This window comes from Edaphosphingomonas laterariae (genome assembly GCF_900188165.1).
GTDB lineage: Bacteria > Pseudomonadota > Alphaproteobacteria > Sphingomonadales > Sphingomonadaceae > Sphingomonas_E > Sphingomonas_E laterariae.
In genome coordinates, this window is sequence record NZ_FZOS01000001.1 from 485,597 (window position 1) to 498,603 (window position 13,007).

Annotated in this window: 15 protein-coding genes and 1 pseudogene; 6 read left to right on the plus strand and 10 right to left on the minus strand. The window is 66.0% G+C overall.

Annotated features, from left to right (window positions below):
- Positions 1-103: 103 nt before the first annotated feature.
- Entirely contained in the window at positions 104-1,624 is a 1,521-nt protein-coding gene (locus CHB74_RS02150) for an acyl-CoA carboxylase subunit beta (protein WP_218821362.1), read from the plus strand.
- On the opposite strand, the gene CHB74_RS02155 is transcribed toward CHB74_RS02150, so the two are convergent.
- A complete protein-coding gene (locus tag CHB74_RS02155) occupies positions 1,614-1,799 on the minus strand; it encodes a hypothetical protein (protein WP_089217928.1) in 186 nt (61 codons plus the stop codon). The genes CHB74_RS02150 and CHB74_RS02155 overlap by 11 nt on opposite strands.
- Positions 1,800-1,838: 39 nt before the next feature.
- Here CHB74_RS02155 and CHB74_RS02160 point away from each other — a divergent pair, with 39 nt between their 5' ends.
- On the plus strand, positions 1,839-2,702 hold the full coding sequence (locus CHB74_RS02160; protein ID WP_089218013.1) for a class I SAM-dependent methyltransferase: 864 nt from the start codon (positions 1,839-1,841) through the stop codon (positions 2,700-2,702).
- A gap of 54 nt (positions 2,703-2,756) precedes the next feature.
- Here the strand turns inward: CHB74_RS02160 and CHB74_RS02165 are convergent, their stop codons facing one another.
- Together CHB74_RS02165 and CHB74_RS02170 are read right to left on the minus strand one after the other, a co-directional pair.
- Positions 2,757-3,689: an NAD(P)-dependent oxidoreductase gene (locus CHB74_RS02165; RefSeq protein ID WP_089217929.1), complete on the minus strand. Its 933-nt coding sequence runs from the start codon at positions 3,687-3,689 to the stop codon at positions 2,757-2,759.
- Between the two features lie 49 nt (positions 3,690-3,738).
- Complete coding sequence (locus CHB74_RS02170) at positions 3,739-5,058, minus strand: amidohydrolase (RefSeq protein WP_089217930.1); 1,320 nt, start codon at positions 5,056-5,058, stop codon at positions 3,739-3,741.
- Positions 5,059-5,152: 94 nt separating this feature from the next.
- Between CHB74_RS02170 and CHB74_RS02175 the strand changes: the two genes are divergently transcribed.
- The gene (locus CHB74_RS02175) at positions 5,153-5,971 is read left to right on the plus strand and encodes an ATP-binding protein (RefSeq protein ID WP_089217931.1); all 819 of its coding nucleotides are present in this window, start codon (positions 5,153-5,155) and stop codon (positions 5,969-5,971) included.
- A gap of 89 nt (positions 5,972-6,060) precedes the next feature.
- Here CHB74_RS02175 and CHB74_RS02180 read toward each other — a convergent pair whose 3' ends face one another.
- The 4 genes and pseudogenes from CHB74_RS02180 to htpX form a co-directional block, all read right to left on the minus strand.
- A complete protein-coding gene (locus CHB74_RS02180; protein ID WP_089217932.1) occupies positions 6,061-6,327 on the minus strand; it encodes a hypothetical protein in 267 nt (88 codons plus the stop codon).
- A gap of 246 nt (positions 6,328-6,573) precedes the next feature.
- Positions 6,574-6,864 (minus strand): annotated as a pseudogene (locus CHB74_RS02185) (GIY-YIG nuclease family protein).
- A 163-nt stretch (positions 6,865-7,027) separates the two neighbouring features.
- Positions 7,028-8,296 carry an RsmB/NOP family class I SAM-dependent RNA methyltransferase gene (locus CHB74_RS02190; RefSeq protein WP_281253516.1) on the minus strand — a complete coding sequence of 423 codons (1,269 nt, stop codon included), beginning with the start codon at positions 8,294-8,296 and terminating at the stop codon, positions 7,028-7,030.
- A gap of 113 nt (positions 8,297-8,409) precedes the next feature.
- The gene (gene htpX / locus CHB74_RS02195; RefSeq protein ID WP_089217933.1) at positions 8,410-9,342 is read right to left on the minus strand and encodes a zinc metalloprotease HtpX; all 933 of its coding nucleotides are present in this window, start codon (positions 9,340-9,342) and stop codon (positions 8,410-8,412) included.
- A 64-nt stretch (positions 9,343-9,406) separates the two neighbouring features.
- Here htpX and CHB74_RS02200 point away from each other — a divergent pair, with 64 nt between their 5' ends.
- Positions 9,407-9,577 carry a DUF1674 domain-containing protein gene (locus CHB74_RS02200; protein ID WP_179220671.1) on the plus strand — a complete coding sequence of 57 codons (171 nt, stop codon included), beginning with the start codon at positions 9,407-9,409 and terminating at the stop codon, positions 9,575-9,577.
- A gap of 217 nt (positions 9,578-9,794) precedes the next feature.
- On the opposite strand, the gene CHB74_RS02205 is transcribed toward CHB74_RS02200, so the two are convergent.
- The 3 genes from CHB74_RS02205 to CHB74_RS02215 form a co-directional block, all read right to left on the minus strand.
- On the minus strand, positions 9,795-10,217 hold the full coding sequence (locus CHB74_RS02205; RefSeq protein WP_089218016.1) for an ExbD/TolR family protein: 423 nt from the start codon (positions 10,215-10,217) through the stop codon (positions 9,795-9,797).
- 56 nt (positions 10,218-10,273) lie between these two features.
- Positions 10,274-11,200, minus strand: coding sequence for an EamA family transporter RarD (gene rarD / locus CHB74_RS02210; protein ID WP_089217934.1), 927 nt, complete (start codon positions 11,198-11,200; stop codon positions 10,274-10,276).
- A gap of 92 nt (positions 11,201-11,292) precedes the next feature.
- A complete protein-coding gene (locus tag CHB74_RS02215) occupies positions 11,293-11,514 on the minus strand; it encodes a hypothetical protein (RefSeq protein WP_089218017.1) in 222 nt (73 codons plus the stop codon).
- A 106-nt stretch (positions 11,515-11,620) separates the two neighbouring features.
- Between CHB74_RS02215 and CHB74_RS02220 the strand changes: the two genes are divergently transcribed.
- The gene (locus tag CHB74_RS02220; protein ID WP_089217935.1) at positions 11,621-12,115 is read left to right on the plus strand and encodes a hypothetical protein; all 495 of its coding nucleotides are present in this window, start codon (positions 11,621-11,623) and stop codon (positions 12,113-12,115) included.
- Between the two features lie 206 nt (positions 12,116-12,321).
- Positions 12,322-12,972, plus strand: a complete 651-nt coding sequence (locus CHB74_RS21505; RefSeq protein ID WP_144033689.1) for a hypothetical protein — start codon at positions 12,322-12,324, stop codon at positions 12,970-12,972.
- Positions 12,973-13,007: the final 35 nt, after the last annotated feature.

Here is a 13,007-nt window from a genome sequence, read left to right on the forward strand (position 1 = left end):
CGTCCGGGCATTCTGTTACGCAAAGGACTCATCGGCCGCCTTGCCGCTGGCACGGCAAGCGAAGCGCGCTAAGGCACGGGCCATCGAGATCAGGAAAGGGGCAATGATGGGCGATCTGGGGCGATGGGAAGCGATCCTTGGCGAACATGAACGCCGCCGTGCCTTCGCCCGATCGATGGGCGGCACGGATCGCATCGCGAAGCAGCAGGCGGCCGGCAAGCTCGATGCCCGCCAGCGTGCCGCCGCCTTGTTCGACGAAGGCAGCTTCGTCGAGATCGGCGCCTTCACCGCGGTGCTGAGCGAAGGCGGCGACACACCGGCCCCCGCCGACGGGCTTGTCGCCGGCTTCGGCCGGATAGACGGCCGCCCTGCGCTCGCGGGGATCGAGGATTTCACCGTGCTCGCCGGGTCGATCGGCGATGCCGGGGCCGACAAGCGTTATCGCCTCACGCAGCTTGCCGCGCAGGAACGGCTGCCTTTGGTCTTCATGCTCGAAGGTGCCGGCCATCGCCTGACCAACGCGCATCAGGGCCGCAGCCCCAACGATCTTCAGGGCCTGGCCGATCTTTCGGGCCAGGTGCCGATGCTCAGCCTCGTCATGGGGCCGTCCGCCGGCCATGGCGCGCTGACCGCCATGCTCTCCGATTTCGTGGTGATGACCAAGGCCGCGTCGATGTTCGCCGCCGGGCCGCCGCTGGTGAAGAGCGCGATCGGCGAAGTCGTCACCAAGGAGGAACTGGGCGGCCCGCAGGTCCATGTCACAGCCTCCGGCGTCGCCCACAATCTTGCCGAAGACGACGCCGCCGCCATCGCCATGGCGCGCCGCTATCTCTCATATTTTCCGTCGAACGCCTGGGGCCATGCCCCCCGGCAGGATGGCCCCGACACGGCACCGCGCCGGATCGACGAGCTGCTGTCGATCATCGATCCCGATCCGCGTTTCCCCTTCTCGATGCGGCGCGCGCTGGAACTCGTCGTCGATGCCGGCAGCCTGCTGGAAATCCAGCCCGCTTATGGTGCGCCGCTGGTGACGGCGCTGGCGCGGATCGGCGGACATAGCGTGGCGATCGTGGCGAACGATCCCGCCATCGGCGCCGGCGCGGTCGATGCCGCAGCGGCGGACAAGGCGGCCCATTTTCTCGACGTTGCCGGCGCGTTCCACCTGCCGGTCATCTTCCTCACCGACAATCCCGGCGTGATGGCGGGCACCGCCGCCGAAAAATCCGGCGCGCTGCGTTCGGCCGCCCGGATGTTCGTCGCCCAGCACCGTCTGCGCACCCCCAAGATCCACGTCACCCTGCGCAAGGCGTTCGGCTTCGGATCGTCGATCATGGCGATGAACCCGTTCGACGGGCAGACGTTGTCACTCGCCTTTCCGGCCATCACGCTGGGCGCGATGCCGGCGGCGGGCGGCGCCGACGCCGCGAAGCTCGATCCTGAAACCCGCGCGCGCATCGCGGCGGAACAGGCGGGCGGCGCCTATCATCTGGCGGACAAGCTGGCTTTCGACGACGTGATCGATCCGCGCGATCTGCGCAACGCGCTCATCACCGGCCTCGCCATGGCCGAAGCCCGGCGGGCCGGCCCCTTCGGCCCGGTTCGCCTGGGCGGGGTCAGCCCCTGATCGCGAAGGCGGTGAAGGCCAGCGCCAGCATGATCGCGAGCATCACGATCAGCGGCCACGGCATCCAGCCCACCCGATCGAGATCGCGGCGCCGGTTGCGGCGGCGATCGGCAAGCGCGGCCACGGCCGCCACGCCGGCCGATGCCCCCGCCAATGCCCATAGTGTCCCTTGCATCCCGCGACTCCGCCCCGCATCATGCGGCTTTACAACGCCATGAGCGGGAGAGAGACTTTGCGCCACCCCATTTTTGCGGCCACCCTGCTGGCGGCGTTTGCCGCCCCCGGCGTCGCGATCGCGGCTGATCCGCATGCGGACCATGCCGGCCATGCCAACCACTCGGCCCATGCGGTGATCAGCGCGCCCGTCGCCACGGCCGTCGCCGACAGCCGGCGCAAGGAAGCCAATCGCGCGCGCGATCAATATCGGCACCCGGCCGAAACGCTCAGCTATTTCGGCATCCAGCCCGATCAGACGGTGGTCGAAATCTGGCCGAGCGCCGGCTGGTACACCGAAATCCTGGCGCCGATGCTGAAGGACAAGGGCCGCTACATCGCCGCCGCCCAGCCGCCGGGCAAATATCGCACGGCGACCGAGACGCTGGTGTCGAGCGATCCGGCCCGTTTCGGCAAGGTGGAAATCACCACGCTCGATCCCAAGGCCCCGGGCGAGATCGCACCCGCCGGCAGCGCCGATGCGGTGCTCACCTTCCGCAACGTCCATAATTTCCTGATGACCGGCGATGCCGAAGCGCAGGCGATCTTCGCCAGCTTCTACAAGGCGCTTAAGCCCGGCGGCGTGCTCGGCGTGGTCGATCACCGCCTGCCCGAGGGTCGCGACGCAGCGGCCGAAAAGACCAGCGGCTACGTCAAAACCTCGACCATCGTGCGCCTTGCCACGGCGGCGGGCTTCAAGCTGGTCGGCCAGTCGGAAATCAACGCCAATCCCAAGGACAAGGCGGATTATCCCAAGGGCGTGTGGACGCTGCCGCCGGTGCTGACCGAAGGCGATGCCGATCGCGCCAAATATCTGGCCATCGGCGAAAGCGATCGCGCCACGCTGAAATTCGTCAAACCCTGATCGTCCCGCCATGGGGGTGGGATCCGCCCTGCCCCCATGGCCGAACCAACCGTCTCAGCCGCGCGCCAGCGCGTCCTTCACCGTCTGCACCGCATGCGCGCACAGCGCCATGATCGCATCGGTGGTCACGCCGGCATTATGCGGCGATAGCAGGGTGTTGGGCACATCGGCCCAGCGCGCCGCCACCGTCGGTTCCGGATCGAACACGTCCAGCGCGGCCTGGCCCAGCCGGCCATCGCGCAACGCCGCGATCAGCGCCTGCTCATCCACCACGAACCCGCGCGAAATGTTGATCAGCAGGCCGCCGGCGCCCAGCGCTTCGATCACCCTGCCGTCCACCAGCCCCCGGCTGGCATCGTCCGCACGGGCGGCGACGAACAAGATGTCCGCCCACTCGGCCAGCGCGTGCAGGCTTTCCTTGCGCGGCCAGGGTGCGGGCTTATCGCGCGGGCCCCACCAGGCGATATCGGGGCTGAACACCTGAGCGCGTTCGGCGATGGCCATGCCGATATGGCCAAGGCCGATGATCCCCACCTTCTGCCGGCGCAGCGAAACCGTCGGCGGAAAGCGCGCCTCGCCCTGCCACTGGCCCTGCCGCACCCAGGCATCGCTTTCCACCAGCCGCCGGCGCGCGGCGATCATCATCCCCACGGCATGATCGGCCACCTCGCCCGAATGGATCGCGCCGCCGCTGGTGACGGCGATGCCGCGTTGTTCGGCAACGGCCAGGTCCACGCCATCCATGCCGGCCCCGAAGACCGAGATGTGCTTCAGGTCCGGCAGCAGCGCCAGCAAGTGCGCATCGAAATTGTCGATGCTGCTGCTGATCGCCGCCGTGATGCCCGCGCCGTGGCGGGCCAGATGCGCCTCCCACGGGCCATCGACCGTCCACGGGCCAACAATCTCGAACGCGCCGCCGGCCATCGCGCTTACCGGCGCGGCCAGCGGTTCCGTCAGCATCAGGACGCGGGGTTTGCCCTCGCTCATCTTATCCTCCCCGGCATCGCCCCGGGCGCCGCCCGGGGAGAACACCTTGTTACTTCTTGTCGAGCACCGCCAGCGCGGCCGTCACCATCGCTTCCGTGGCGGTGGCGATGGTGGTGTCCGGGTCCGGCGCCCAGAACGGGCTGTGGATCGACGGCAGCTTGGTCACATCGCCACCGGCGGCATCCCATTTGGCCTGCGGCACGCCGCCTACCCAGAACAGCAGCGACTGGATATTATCCTTGTCGGCCAGCCAGAACTGGCTGAAATCCTCACCGCCCATCTGCGCACGCAGCTGGCGCACGCGATCCTTGCCGAAACGCGCGGCGAAGGCGCTGGTGATCGTGTTGGTCACCGGCTGGGTGTTGAAGGTGGCGGGCGTGATGCCGTCCTTCAGCTTCATTTCCGGCATGCGGTTTTCGGGCATGCCGGCGGCGATCGCCTCGCCCTTCGCGATGCGGATGATCCCGTCGAGCAGCGTCTTGCGCACTTCCGGCGTGTAGCTGCGCACGGTCAGCTGCAGCTTCACCTCGTCGGGGATGATGTTGTGCTTGGTGCCGCCGATGAAGCTGCCGACCGTCACGACCCCGGATTCGAGCGGATCGACCTCGCGCGCGACCAGCGTCTGCAGCGCGGTGACGACGCGCGCGGCCAGCACGATCGGATCCTTGGCAAGGTGCGGATAGGCGCCGTGCCCGCCCAGCCCCTTGATCGTCAGGTCGACGGTATCGACATTGGCCATCGTATAACCGTCGGCATAGCCGATCACGCCCGCCGGCAGCGCCGCTGAATCGTGGAAGGCGATCACCGTCGAAGGCTTGGGAAAGCGGGTATAGAGCCCGTCGTCCAGCATCGCCCGCGCGCCCGATCCGATCTCCTCGGCCGGCTGGCCAACCATCACCAGCGTGCCCGACCACTGGCTCTTCATCGCCGCCATGCGCCGCGCGGTGCCGATCCACGCCGTCATGTGCGTGTCATGCCCGCAAGCATGCATCACGCCCGTCTCGGCGCCCTCGCGGGTCAGGGCCTTCACCTTGCTCGCATATGGCACGCCGGTCTGCTCCACCAGCGGCAGCGCATCCATGTCGGCGCGCAGCAGCACCACCGGGCCGGGGCCGTTCTTCATCACCGCCACGACGCCGGTCTTGCCGACACCGGTCGTCACCTCGAAACCCGCCTTCTTGGCCTCGGCCGCCATCTTCGCCGCGCTCTTCACTTCCTCGAAGCTCAGTTCGGGATTGGCGTGGAGATCGCGATAGATGGTCAGCAGCGACGGCATGTCCGCCTTCACCGCGTCCGACAGCGTATCGGCGGCGGCGGCGGGCGTGGCGAACAGGCCGATCAGGGCCAGCGCAGGCAGGGTCTTTTTCATTGCGACTCCGAAGGTTCAGGCTTCAAACATGGGTGTGGCAGCTAGGAACCGTGAGGGAAAGGGGGTAAGCCCGCCGCGCTTTGCGGAGGACGCCTTGACCGAAATCGACCCCCTCGCCCGTATCGCCGCCGCGCTCGAACGGATCGCGCCGCCGCCGCCGCCCGATGGCGATCCCGCCGCTTATCCGGCTTATGTGTGGCATATGGGCGCGTTGCAGCCCACGCGGGCGTTCAAGCCGCTGCCGCTCGATCTGCTCACCGGCATCGACGCGCAAAAGGCCGCCCTGCTCGAAAACAGCCGCCGGCTGGCCCACGGTCATGCCGCGCACGATATCCTGCTCTGGGGTTCGCGCGGCGCCGGCAAGTCCGCCCTCGTCAAAAGCTCGGTCGGCGCGCTTCAGGCCGAAGGGCTGGCGATCGCGCTGATCGAGGTGGGGGGCGATGCCATTGCCGGCCTGCCCCGCCTGTTCGGCCGCATCGCCGATGTGCCGCGCGCCTTCGTGCTGTTCATCGACGATCTGGGGTTCGAAGAAGGCAGCGATGCCCCGCGCATCCTGCGCTCGCTGCTCGAAGGCGGTGCCGAGGCGCGCCCGGCCAATGCGCGGCTCTACGTCACCTCCAACCGCCGCCACATCGTCCACCGCGACATGCGGGAACAGGACAGCCCGATCAACCCGCGCGACGTGATCGACGATCGCATGGCGCTCGCCGATCGCTTCGGGCTCAGCCTCGGCTTCCACGTCTGCGATCAGGATACCTATGTCGCGATGGTCGCCGGCTATGCGGCGAAGTTCGGGCTGGAATTCGATCCGCTGGATGCGATCGGCTGGGCCACGCAACGCGGCAGCCGCTCGGGCCGCGTCGCCTGGCAATATGTAGTCGAACTGGCCGGCCGCGCGGGCAAGGCGGTATAGGGGAGGTTCGGGCCGCGCGCTCGATACGAACGCGCCGCGCGACTATGTTCGTCGGCTTTCAGGCGACAAAAAGTCGGGGAAAGCGGGCATCAGCCTTCACTGAACGAAGCGACAAGACCGATAAAAATGAGGAGCGGCACCAAAAGGAGTGGACCTCCGTATAGAAGCCACACAAGCCAGAACTTGACAGGTGCTTCCGAGCGCAATGGCGGCCACCTCTTACCGTCCGCCCCAATCCGGCCAAACCAGAACTTGCCTGTCCAAGCTGTAAGGACGACCATCACCATCACTGATAAAATGCCTATGACGATCAGTACGCCCCAAATACACTCGATCGCCGTCCAGAGTGCGCTCAAGGCATTTCTTCCTTTGATTTTATTGATCGCGAGACACCTCCTGTAAAGGATCAGTCGGATGTCCGCTATGTCGGCATGTCCCGACAGGCAGGAATTTTCCTTCGATGACCGATACCTGCCTGTCCGGTCTCGGAAAGCTGACGGTCGGGAAACCGGAGGCCCAGCCCCGTCGCTGGATGACAGCAAAGTCGGGAATGGCGACACACCGGAACACGTCATGCCAGCGAAGGCTGGCATCGCTGGCGGTTACAGGATGCGCTCGAACAGATCATCCCATTGAGGATTGGCCGCCTCGATCAACCGGATTTTCCATGCGCGTTGCCACGCCTTCAGAGCCTTTTCGCGGGCGATGGCTTCGACGATGCTGTCATGCGGCTCGACCAGGACCAGCCGATCCAGGCCTTATTTCCGGCAGAAGGCCGAACCCGCACCTCTGCGATGCTGCATCATGCGCGCGGCGAGATCGGTGGTGACACCGATATAGAGAACGCCGTTCGGCTTGTTCCTAAGGATATAGGTCCAACCGCCGCTGCGCATGCGGCGACGCTACACCAGCCCCGATACGATGCCAGCCTTCGCTGGCATGACGTATATGCAGGAATGTCCGCAATCCGCGCATCCCGACAGCCCGCCTTTGGCCGGCATCGCCGATAGCCGGCCTTTGACCTGTCGTCGTTCAGCCCGCCCCCGGCCCTTCGCCTTATCCCTTCCTGAACCGCGCCACGAAGAACCCGTCCGCGCCGCCCTCTCCCGCCATTGTTCCCGGCAGCACGCGGACGCGGCCTGCCCCGCCGGCGGTGATGCCTTCTGGAAGTTCTTCCGGCCGGATCGGATCGCGGGTGAATTCGCGTTCGGCGGCGAAGCCGTCGGCCACCGCCTCGCCCTCGGCCGGTTCCAGCGAACAGACGGCATAGACCAGCACGCCGCCCGGCTTCACCCAGCCCGCCGCCTGCCGCAGCATTGCCGCCTGCTGTTCGGCGAGCCCGGCGATCGCGCGATCCGTGGCCCGGTGCAGCACATCGGGATGGCGGCGGAAGATGCCAGTTGCCGAACAGGGCGCATCGAGCAGCACGGCATCGTAGATCGGCTCCGGCGTTTCGGCCATCACGTCGGCCTGCCGGACATCGGCGGCAAGCCCCGTCCGCTCGAGATTTTCGCGCAACCGCTCAAGCCGCGGGCCGGACATGTCGGTCGCCGTCACCTTCCAGCCGGCGGCCGCCAGTTGCATGGTCTTGCCGCCCGGCGCCGCGCACAGATCGAGGGCGGATCGCCCCTCGCCCTGTCCCAACACCCGCGCCGGCAGCGATGCGGCGATGTCCTGCACCCACCATTGCCCATCGGCAAAGCCCGGCAGTTCCGCCACGGCAGCGCCACGCGGCAGGCGGACATGGCCAGGCGCCAGGCTCGCGCCGCCCAGCTTCTCGGCCCACTCAGCAGTCGCGGCAGGATCGCGCAAGGACAGGTCGACCGGCGGCGGCGCGGCGATCGCGGCGCGCGCGGCATCCACCATTTCCTGCTTCCATGCCTTGCGCCACCGCTTCTCCACCGCTTTGGGCAGGCTTGGCGGATCGGGCAAGCGGGCATCCGCCCGCATCGCGGCGCCGAACACGCCATGGACCAGCCGGCGCGGGCCGCCATCCATCAGCGGCAGCACGGTGGCGATCGCGGCATGGCCGGGAGTGCCCAGCGCCCGCGCCTGGACGAGCGCGATCCGCAGCGCGAAGCGCGCCTTGGCATCGCCCGGCAACCGCTTGGCCGTGTGCGCGTCGATCAGTGCGTCGAGATCGGGCAGCCGGCGCAGCACCTCGCTCGCGATCGCGCGGGCGAAGGCGCGGTCATCCGCCCGTTCCAGCCCCGCCGCCGCATTGGCAAGCGCCGCTTCCAGCGGCACGCCCTGGCGCAGCACCGCATCCAGCAGCCGCATGGCGGCGCGGCGCGTGGCAACGCCGGCGGGTTCCTTGTCTGTCAAACCGGTTTCCTATCCAAAATGCACGTCATGTCAGCGCAGGCTGGCAACTCCCTGCCCTGTGCGCGCGCCAGATGCAAAGCGATGCCGGCCTCCATTGGCCTGGCGTTGGATTTTTAGCGACGGCCGTTGGGATCGAGCGCACTGGCGCGGCGGCGCGATACCGGCACCGCCGGGGATGGCGCCATGCCCATGCGGCGACGTGGATCGGGCTGCATTTCCACCGCCATCGCGTTCAGCGCGGCGATGCGGTTGGCGGTATCGGGATGGGTTGAAAACCAGCTGTCGCCGCGCCCCGAAAGCGCCGGAACGATATAGAGCTGCGCCGCCGCCGGATTGCGCTCGACCACCGGATTGGGAATATGCGCCGCGCCATTGGCCAGCTTGGCGAGCGCGGATGCCAGCGCATGCGGCTTACCCGAAAGCTCCGCACCACCGCGATCGGCGCCATATTCGCGCGTCCGGCTGATCGCCATCTGCACGATCATCGCGGCGAACGGCGCCATGATCATCGCCGCCAGCGCGATCAGCATGTTGGGGCGATCCTCGTTGCTGCCGCCGAAGAACAGGCCGAAATTGGCAATCATCGAGATCGCGCCAGCGATGGTGGCCGTCATCGTCATGATCAGCGTGTCACGGTTGCGGACATGCGCCAGTTCGTGCGCCATCACGCCTTCGATCTCGTCGCGATTGAGGATCGCCAGCAGCCCGGTGGTCGCGGCGACGGCCGCATTTTCGGGGTTCCGGCCGGTGGCGAAGGCATTGGGATGCGGCGAATCGATGATGTAGACCTTGGGCATAGGCATCCCGCCGCGCCGCGCCAGATCCTGCACCAGACCAACGAATTCAGGGCAATTCTGGGCGTTTACTTCGCGCGCATCATGCATCTTCAGCACGATCTTGTCTGCGTTCCAGAAGGTGAAGAGGTTCATGCCCGCCGCAACGACCAGCGCGATCAGCGCCCCGCCCGATCCGCCGATGGCATAACCCAGCCCCATGAACAGCGCGGTCATCGCCGCGAGCAGCATGGTCGTCTTCAATCCGTTCATCTTGCGCTTCTACCTCCGAAGCGCAATGTGGGGGGATAGCCCCCCAACTTCAATCGGAACCGCCATGAACGGCAAGCGCCCACCCCATGTGAAGCCCCCGGCCTATCTGACGCCGAGCCCGCCGGTGCCCGAGCCCCGCGAATATGTGCCCGATCCCAACGAACCCGAAGCGCAGGGCCTTGATCCCGTGCGCTATGGCGATTGGGAACGGAAGGGCATCGCCATCGATTTCTGAGGGCCCATCGACTTCTGAGGGCCCAGCGATTTCCGATAACGAAGCGCATCCCACAAAAATGCGGGCGCGCGATGGCCGGGGGAGGTCCACCGCGCGCCCTGACGATCGTCGCGCCATGAGGGGGGAAGATGGCGCGACTCGCGTTATGATCCGCCGGCCGACTATCCGGCGCTGATGTTACAGCCGCGTGTCGGCGGCGCGACTTAGCCTTGCGGGTTCAACCGCCCGTGGCGAACCGCGCATTATCGACCAGGCCGATCTTTTCGATCCGCGCGCGCTTCACCGTCGCCAGCGTCTCGTCCACCAACCCATAAGGCGCCTCGCCGTCGGGACGGATATGCAGCACGGGCCCGGCGGCATCCGCGCGCAATGCCGCCAGACGGGCCGGCAAGGCCGCCGCCGATATTGCCGCGCCATCCCAACTTAGCGCCCCCGAAGCGGCGATATCCAGCCTGTGCACCGGCGGCGGCACCGCGGATCGCCGCGCATCGCCCGGCAGGTCCATCGCCACTTTATGCGTCACCACCGGCACCGTCAGGATCATCATGATCAGCAGCACCAGCATCACGTCGATCAGCGGCGTGGTGTTCATCTCGACCATCGGTTGATGGGTTTCGGCGAACGGGATCGGACGAGCCATGAGATCCTCCTCCTTGTGGAGGATATACCATATCACATCCCGCCGCCCGGCAAAGGCTATTCCGGCGGCGAAACGGGGGTCGCCCGGCCCGCGCGCAGGCTGTCGGCCGCATAGATCAGCAGGCCGGTCCAGATCAGGCCGAAGGTGATGATGTGAACCGTGGTCAGCGCCTCGCCAAACAACAGCACGCCCTGGAAGAACACCAAGGTCGGCGCAAGATACTGGATCAGGCCGATCGTGGCATAGCGCAGCTTGCGCGCGGCGGCGGCGAACAGCAGCAGCGGCAGGGCCGTCACCACGCCCCCGCCGATCAGGAACAGATCGGTCGCCCGGTCGATGCCGAAGCGGTTGTCGCCCTGCAGCGTCGTCCAGCCCAGAAAAGCGATCGCCAGCGGCGCGAGCAAGGCAGTTTCCACCGTCAACCCGCCGAGCGCGTCGATCGAAATTACCTTGCGAACAAGGCCATAGAGGCCGAAGCTGAGTGCCAGCGTGAGCGATATCCACACGGCCCCGCCCTGGGCGAACGCCATCACCGCCACGCCCAGCGCCGCCAGCGCCACCGCCACGCCCTGAACGCGGCGCAGCTGCTCCTTCAGAAAGATCATGCCCAGCGCGACATTGACGAGCGGGTTGATGAAATAGCCCAGGCTCGCTTCCAGCACATGCCCGTTCAGCACGGCCCAGGTGTAGATCAGCCAGTTGAAGCAGATGAATGTCGCGCTCAGCATCAGCATGCCGAATGTGCCGCGCGTGCGCAGCGCGGCGCCGATGCCCTTCCACCGGCCGAGCAGCGTGACCACCACAATCAGCAGCAGCAGCGACCAGACCAGCCGGTGCGCCACGATCTGCAGCGCCGGCACGTGCATCATCTGCTTCAGATACAGGGGCAGCAGCCCCCACATCAGATAAGCCGCGAAGGCCAGGATGACGCCCCGGCGGGCGTCGTCGGCGGGGGATGCGGGGGGCGTGGACGGTTGCGACATGATGGCGCGGCTTCGGGCGTTAACCCGCCATCGTCAAGCCGTTACCGCGCCTGTTGCATCTTTCGCGACAATTGCCGCCGCGCGCCCTGCGATCAGATGATCCCGCCGCCCAGGAACAGGCGCAGGCAACCGACCCCGATCACCACCAGATTGAGCGTCTGCCCCTCCTTCGATCGCGAGATCAGGCCGATGATCAGGCCGACGATCGCAAAGGGCAGGATCAGCCAGTTGGCCCAGCCCAAAAAGGGGATGAAGGCGAATATCGCGAACATTGCCGCGATGGCACCGATGATCAGCGAAATAAGGTTCAGCATGGCCGCAGGATCGCCGCAAGCGCGCGCCGACGCAAGCGAAAACTGTATTGCCCGCATAACACACATGCAGTAGATGGACGGAAATCCGAACCGGGAGTTCGTCACAATGCGCCGTCCCCTGATCCTGCTTGCCCTGCCGCTGCTTGCGCTGGCCGCCTGCGAAATGAAGGTCGGCAAGGGCGACGAAGCCGCCGAAACCGGCGCCAACGCCAGCGTGCCGGCCGAAAAGGGCCATGTCTCGCTGGAGATTCCGGGCTTCACCGGCAAGCTCGATATCCCGGCCTTCGATCCGGGCGACGACGACATGGATATCGACGGCATCCGCCTCTACCCCGGCTCACGCGTGAGCAGCGTCGACATCAAGGCCGGCAAGGGCGACAAGGACACCGTTCGCCTCGGCTATTCCAGCCCCGACGCACCCGACAAGCTGCAGGCCTATTATGAAGCCGCCGCGAAGGAAAAAGGCTTCACCGTCGCCCCCGCCGTCAAGCAGGGCAGCGGCACGCTGCTCCACCTCACCAGCGCCAAGGGCAAGTCGATCGAAATCTCGATCGAACAGCAAGCCACCGGCAGCCAGGGCGCGCTGACGATCGTGGATTGAGGCGGCTTCGAGACAGGTGGCATTGCCCACCGCCCCAGAAATCGGGCCACACCAATATCAGCAAGCGGTGCAGCCAAATTCGGGTGGCCGTTGTCGATGTTTTCTGCCTGAATCCTGACTGTCGGGACACGCCGACCTAGCGGACGTTCCCTACACTTTGCTCAACAATTATGCGTTTTTTCAGTTTTGTCAGAGACACAAGCTCGATGTTCGTGCTCGCGGCCCTGTTCCTGCTGATATGTCTCGGGTTGCCTTTTTTGCGGGGCGTCCTCTGGTTCATTCGTACGCTGAATGACGGGTGGTACGAATGGTGCTGGACCGAACGTCTCGGATTTCTTGGAGTAGGCCTTGTTGCAATTTCATCGCCTTACACCGCTTTTAAGATACACGAGCTAAATCTGGTCCTTGAGCGAGTTCCCGACCCGCTCCGGGCTATTTGGATCGAGTACCGTGAGGAGAAATCATGGGGCCATGGTCTGCCGGGTGACGCTGAAACCGGTGTTGTCGTGTATCGGCTTACCGATGGCAGTGCACGTCGGGCACAAACGGAGGGCGATAGACTGCGGGAATCCTTGCCCGGAGGCTATGAAAGTTGGCATCCTACACCGATCGCGAATTGGGACTACGACGGCAGCCCGTGGCGAAAGTCGCGTGACAATAGCAAAAACTCGCCGCATGGACCTGATATAAAGGAATATTTAGATCGGTATGCGCCCATCCCGATTGACCAGCAGCGCATTGACGAAATCAATCAAGCCATACGAACAACTGGGTCATTTTACTCTTATGGCCGGGGCGGCAGCATCACAATCGTCTCCCCCATGAACGAGAAGGTTTACTTTGCTTTCGCCGGCTGACTGACGGCACGGCTTTAACGTCCACCCCCTCCCCC

Coding starts and splice junctions, on each gene's coding strand:
- CHB74_RS02150 (WP_218821362.1), top strand. CDS start 104: ATGATGGGCGATCTGGGGCGATGGGAAGCGATCCTTGGCGAACATGAA.
- CHB74_RS02155 (WP_089217928.1), bottom strand. CDS start 1,799: ATGCAAGGGACACTATGGGCATTGGCGGGGGCATCGGCCGGCGTGGCG.
- CHB74_RS02160 (WP_089218013.1), top strand. CDS start 1,839: ATGAGCGGGAGAGAGACTTTGCGCCACCCCATTTTTGCGGCCACCCTG.
- CHB74_RS02165 (WP_089217929.1), bottom strand. CDS start 3,689: ATGAGCGAGGGCAAACCCCGCGTCCTGATGCTGACGGAACCGCTGGCC.
- CHB74_RS02170 (WP_089217930.1), bottom strand. CDS start 5,058: ATGAAAAAGACCCTGCCTGCGCTGGCCCTGATCGGCCTGTTCGCCACG.
- htpX (WP_089217933.1), bottom strand. CDS start 9,342: ATGAACGGATTGAAGACGACCATGCTGCTCGCGGCGATGACCGCGCTG.
- CHB74_RS02200 (WP_179220671.1), top strand. CDS start 9,407: ATGAACGGCAAGCGCCCACCCCATGTGAAGCCCCCGGCCTATCTGACG.
- CHB74_RS02205 (WP_089218016.1), bottom strand. CDS start 10,217: ATGGCTCGTCCGATCCCGTTCGCCGAAACCCATCAACCGATGGTCGAG.
- rarD (WP_089217934.1), bottom strand. CDS start 11,200: ATGTCGCAACCGTCCACGCCCCCCGCATCCCCCGCCGACGACGCCCGC.
- CHB74_RS02215 (WP_089218017.1), bottom strand. CDS start 11,514: ATGCTGAACCTTATTTCGCTGATCATCGGTGCCATCGCGGCAATGTTC.
- CHB74_RS02220 (WP_089217935.1), top strand. CDS start 11,621: ATGCGCCGTCCCCTGATCCTGCTTGCCCTGCCGCTGCTTGCGCTGGCC.
- CHB74_RS21505 (WP_144033689.1), top strand. CDS start 12,322: ATGTTCGTGCTCGCGGCCCTGTTCCTGCTGATATGTCTCGGGTTGCCT.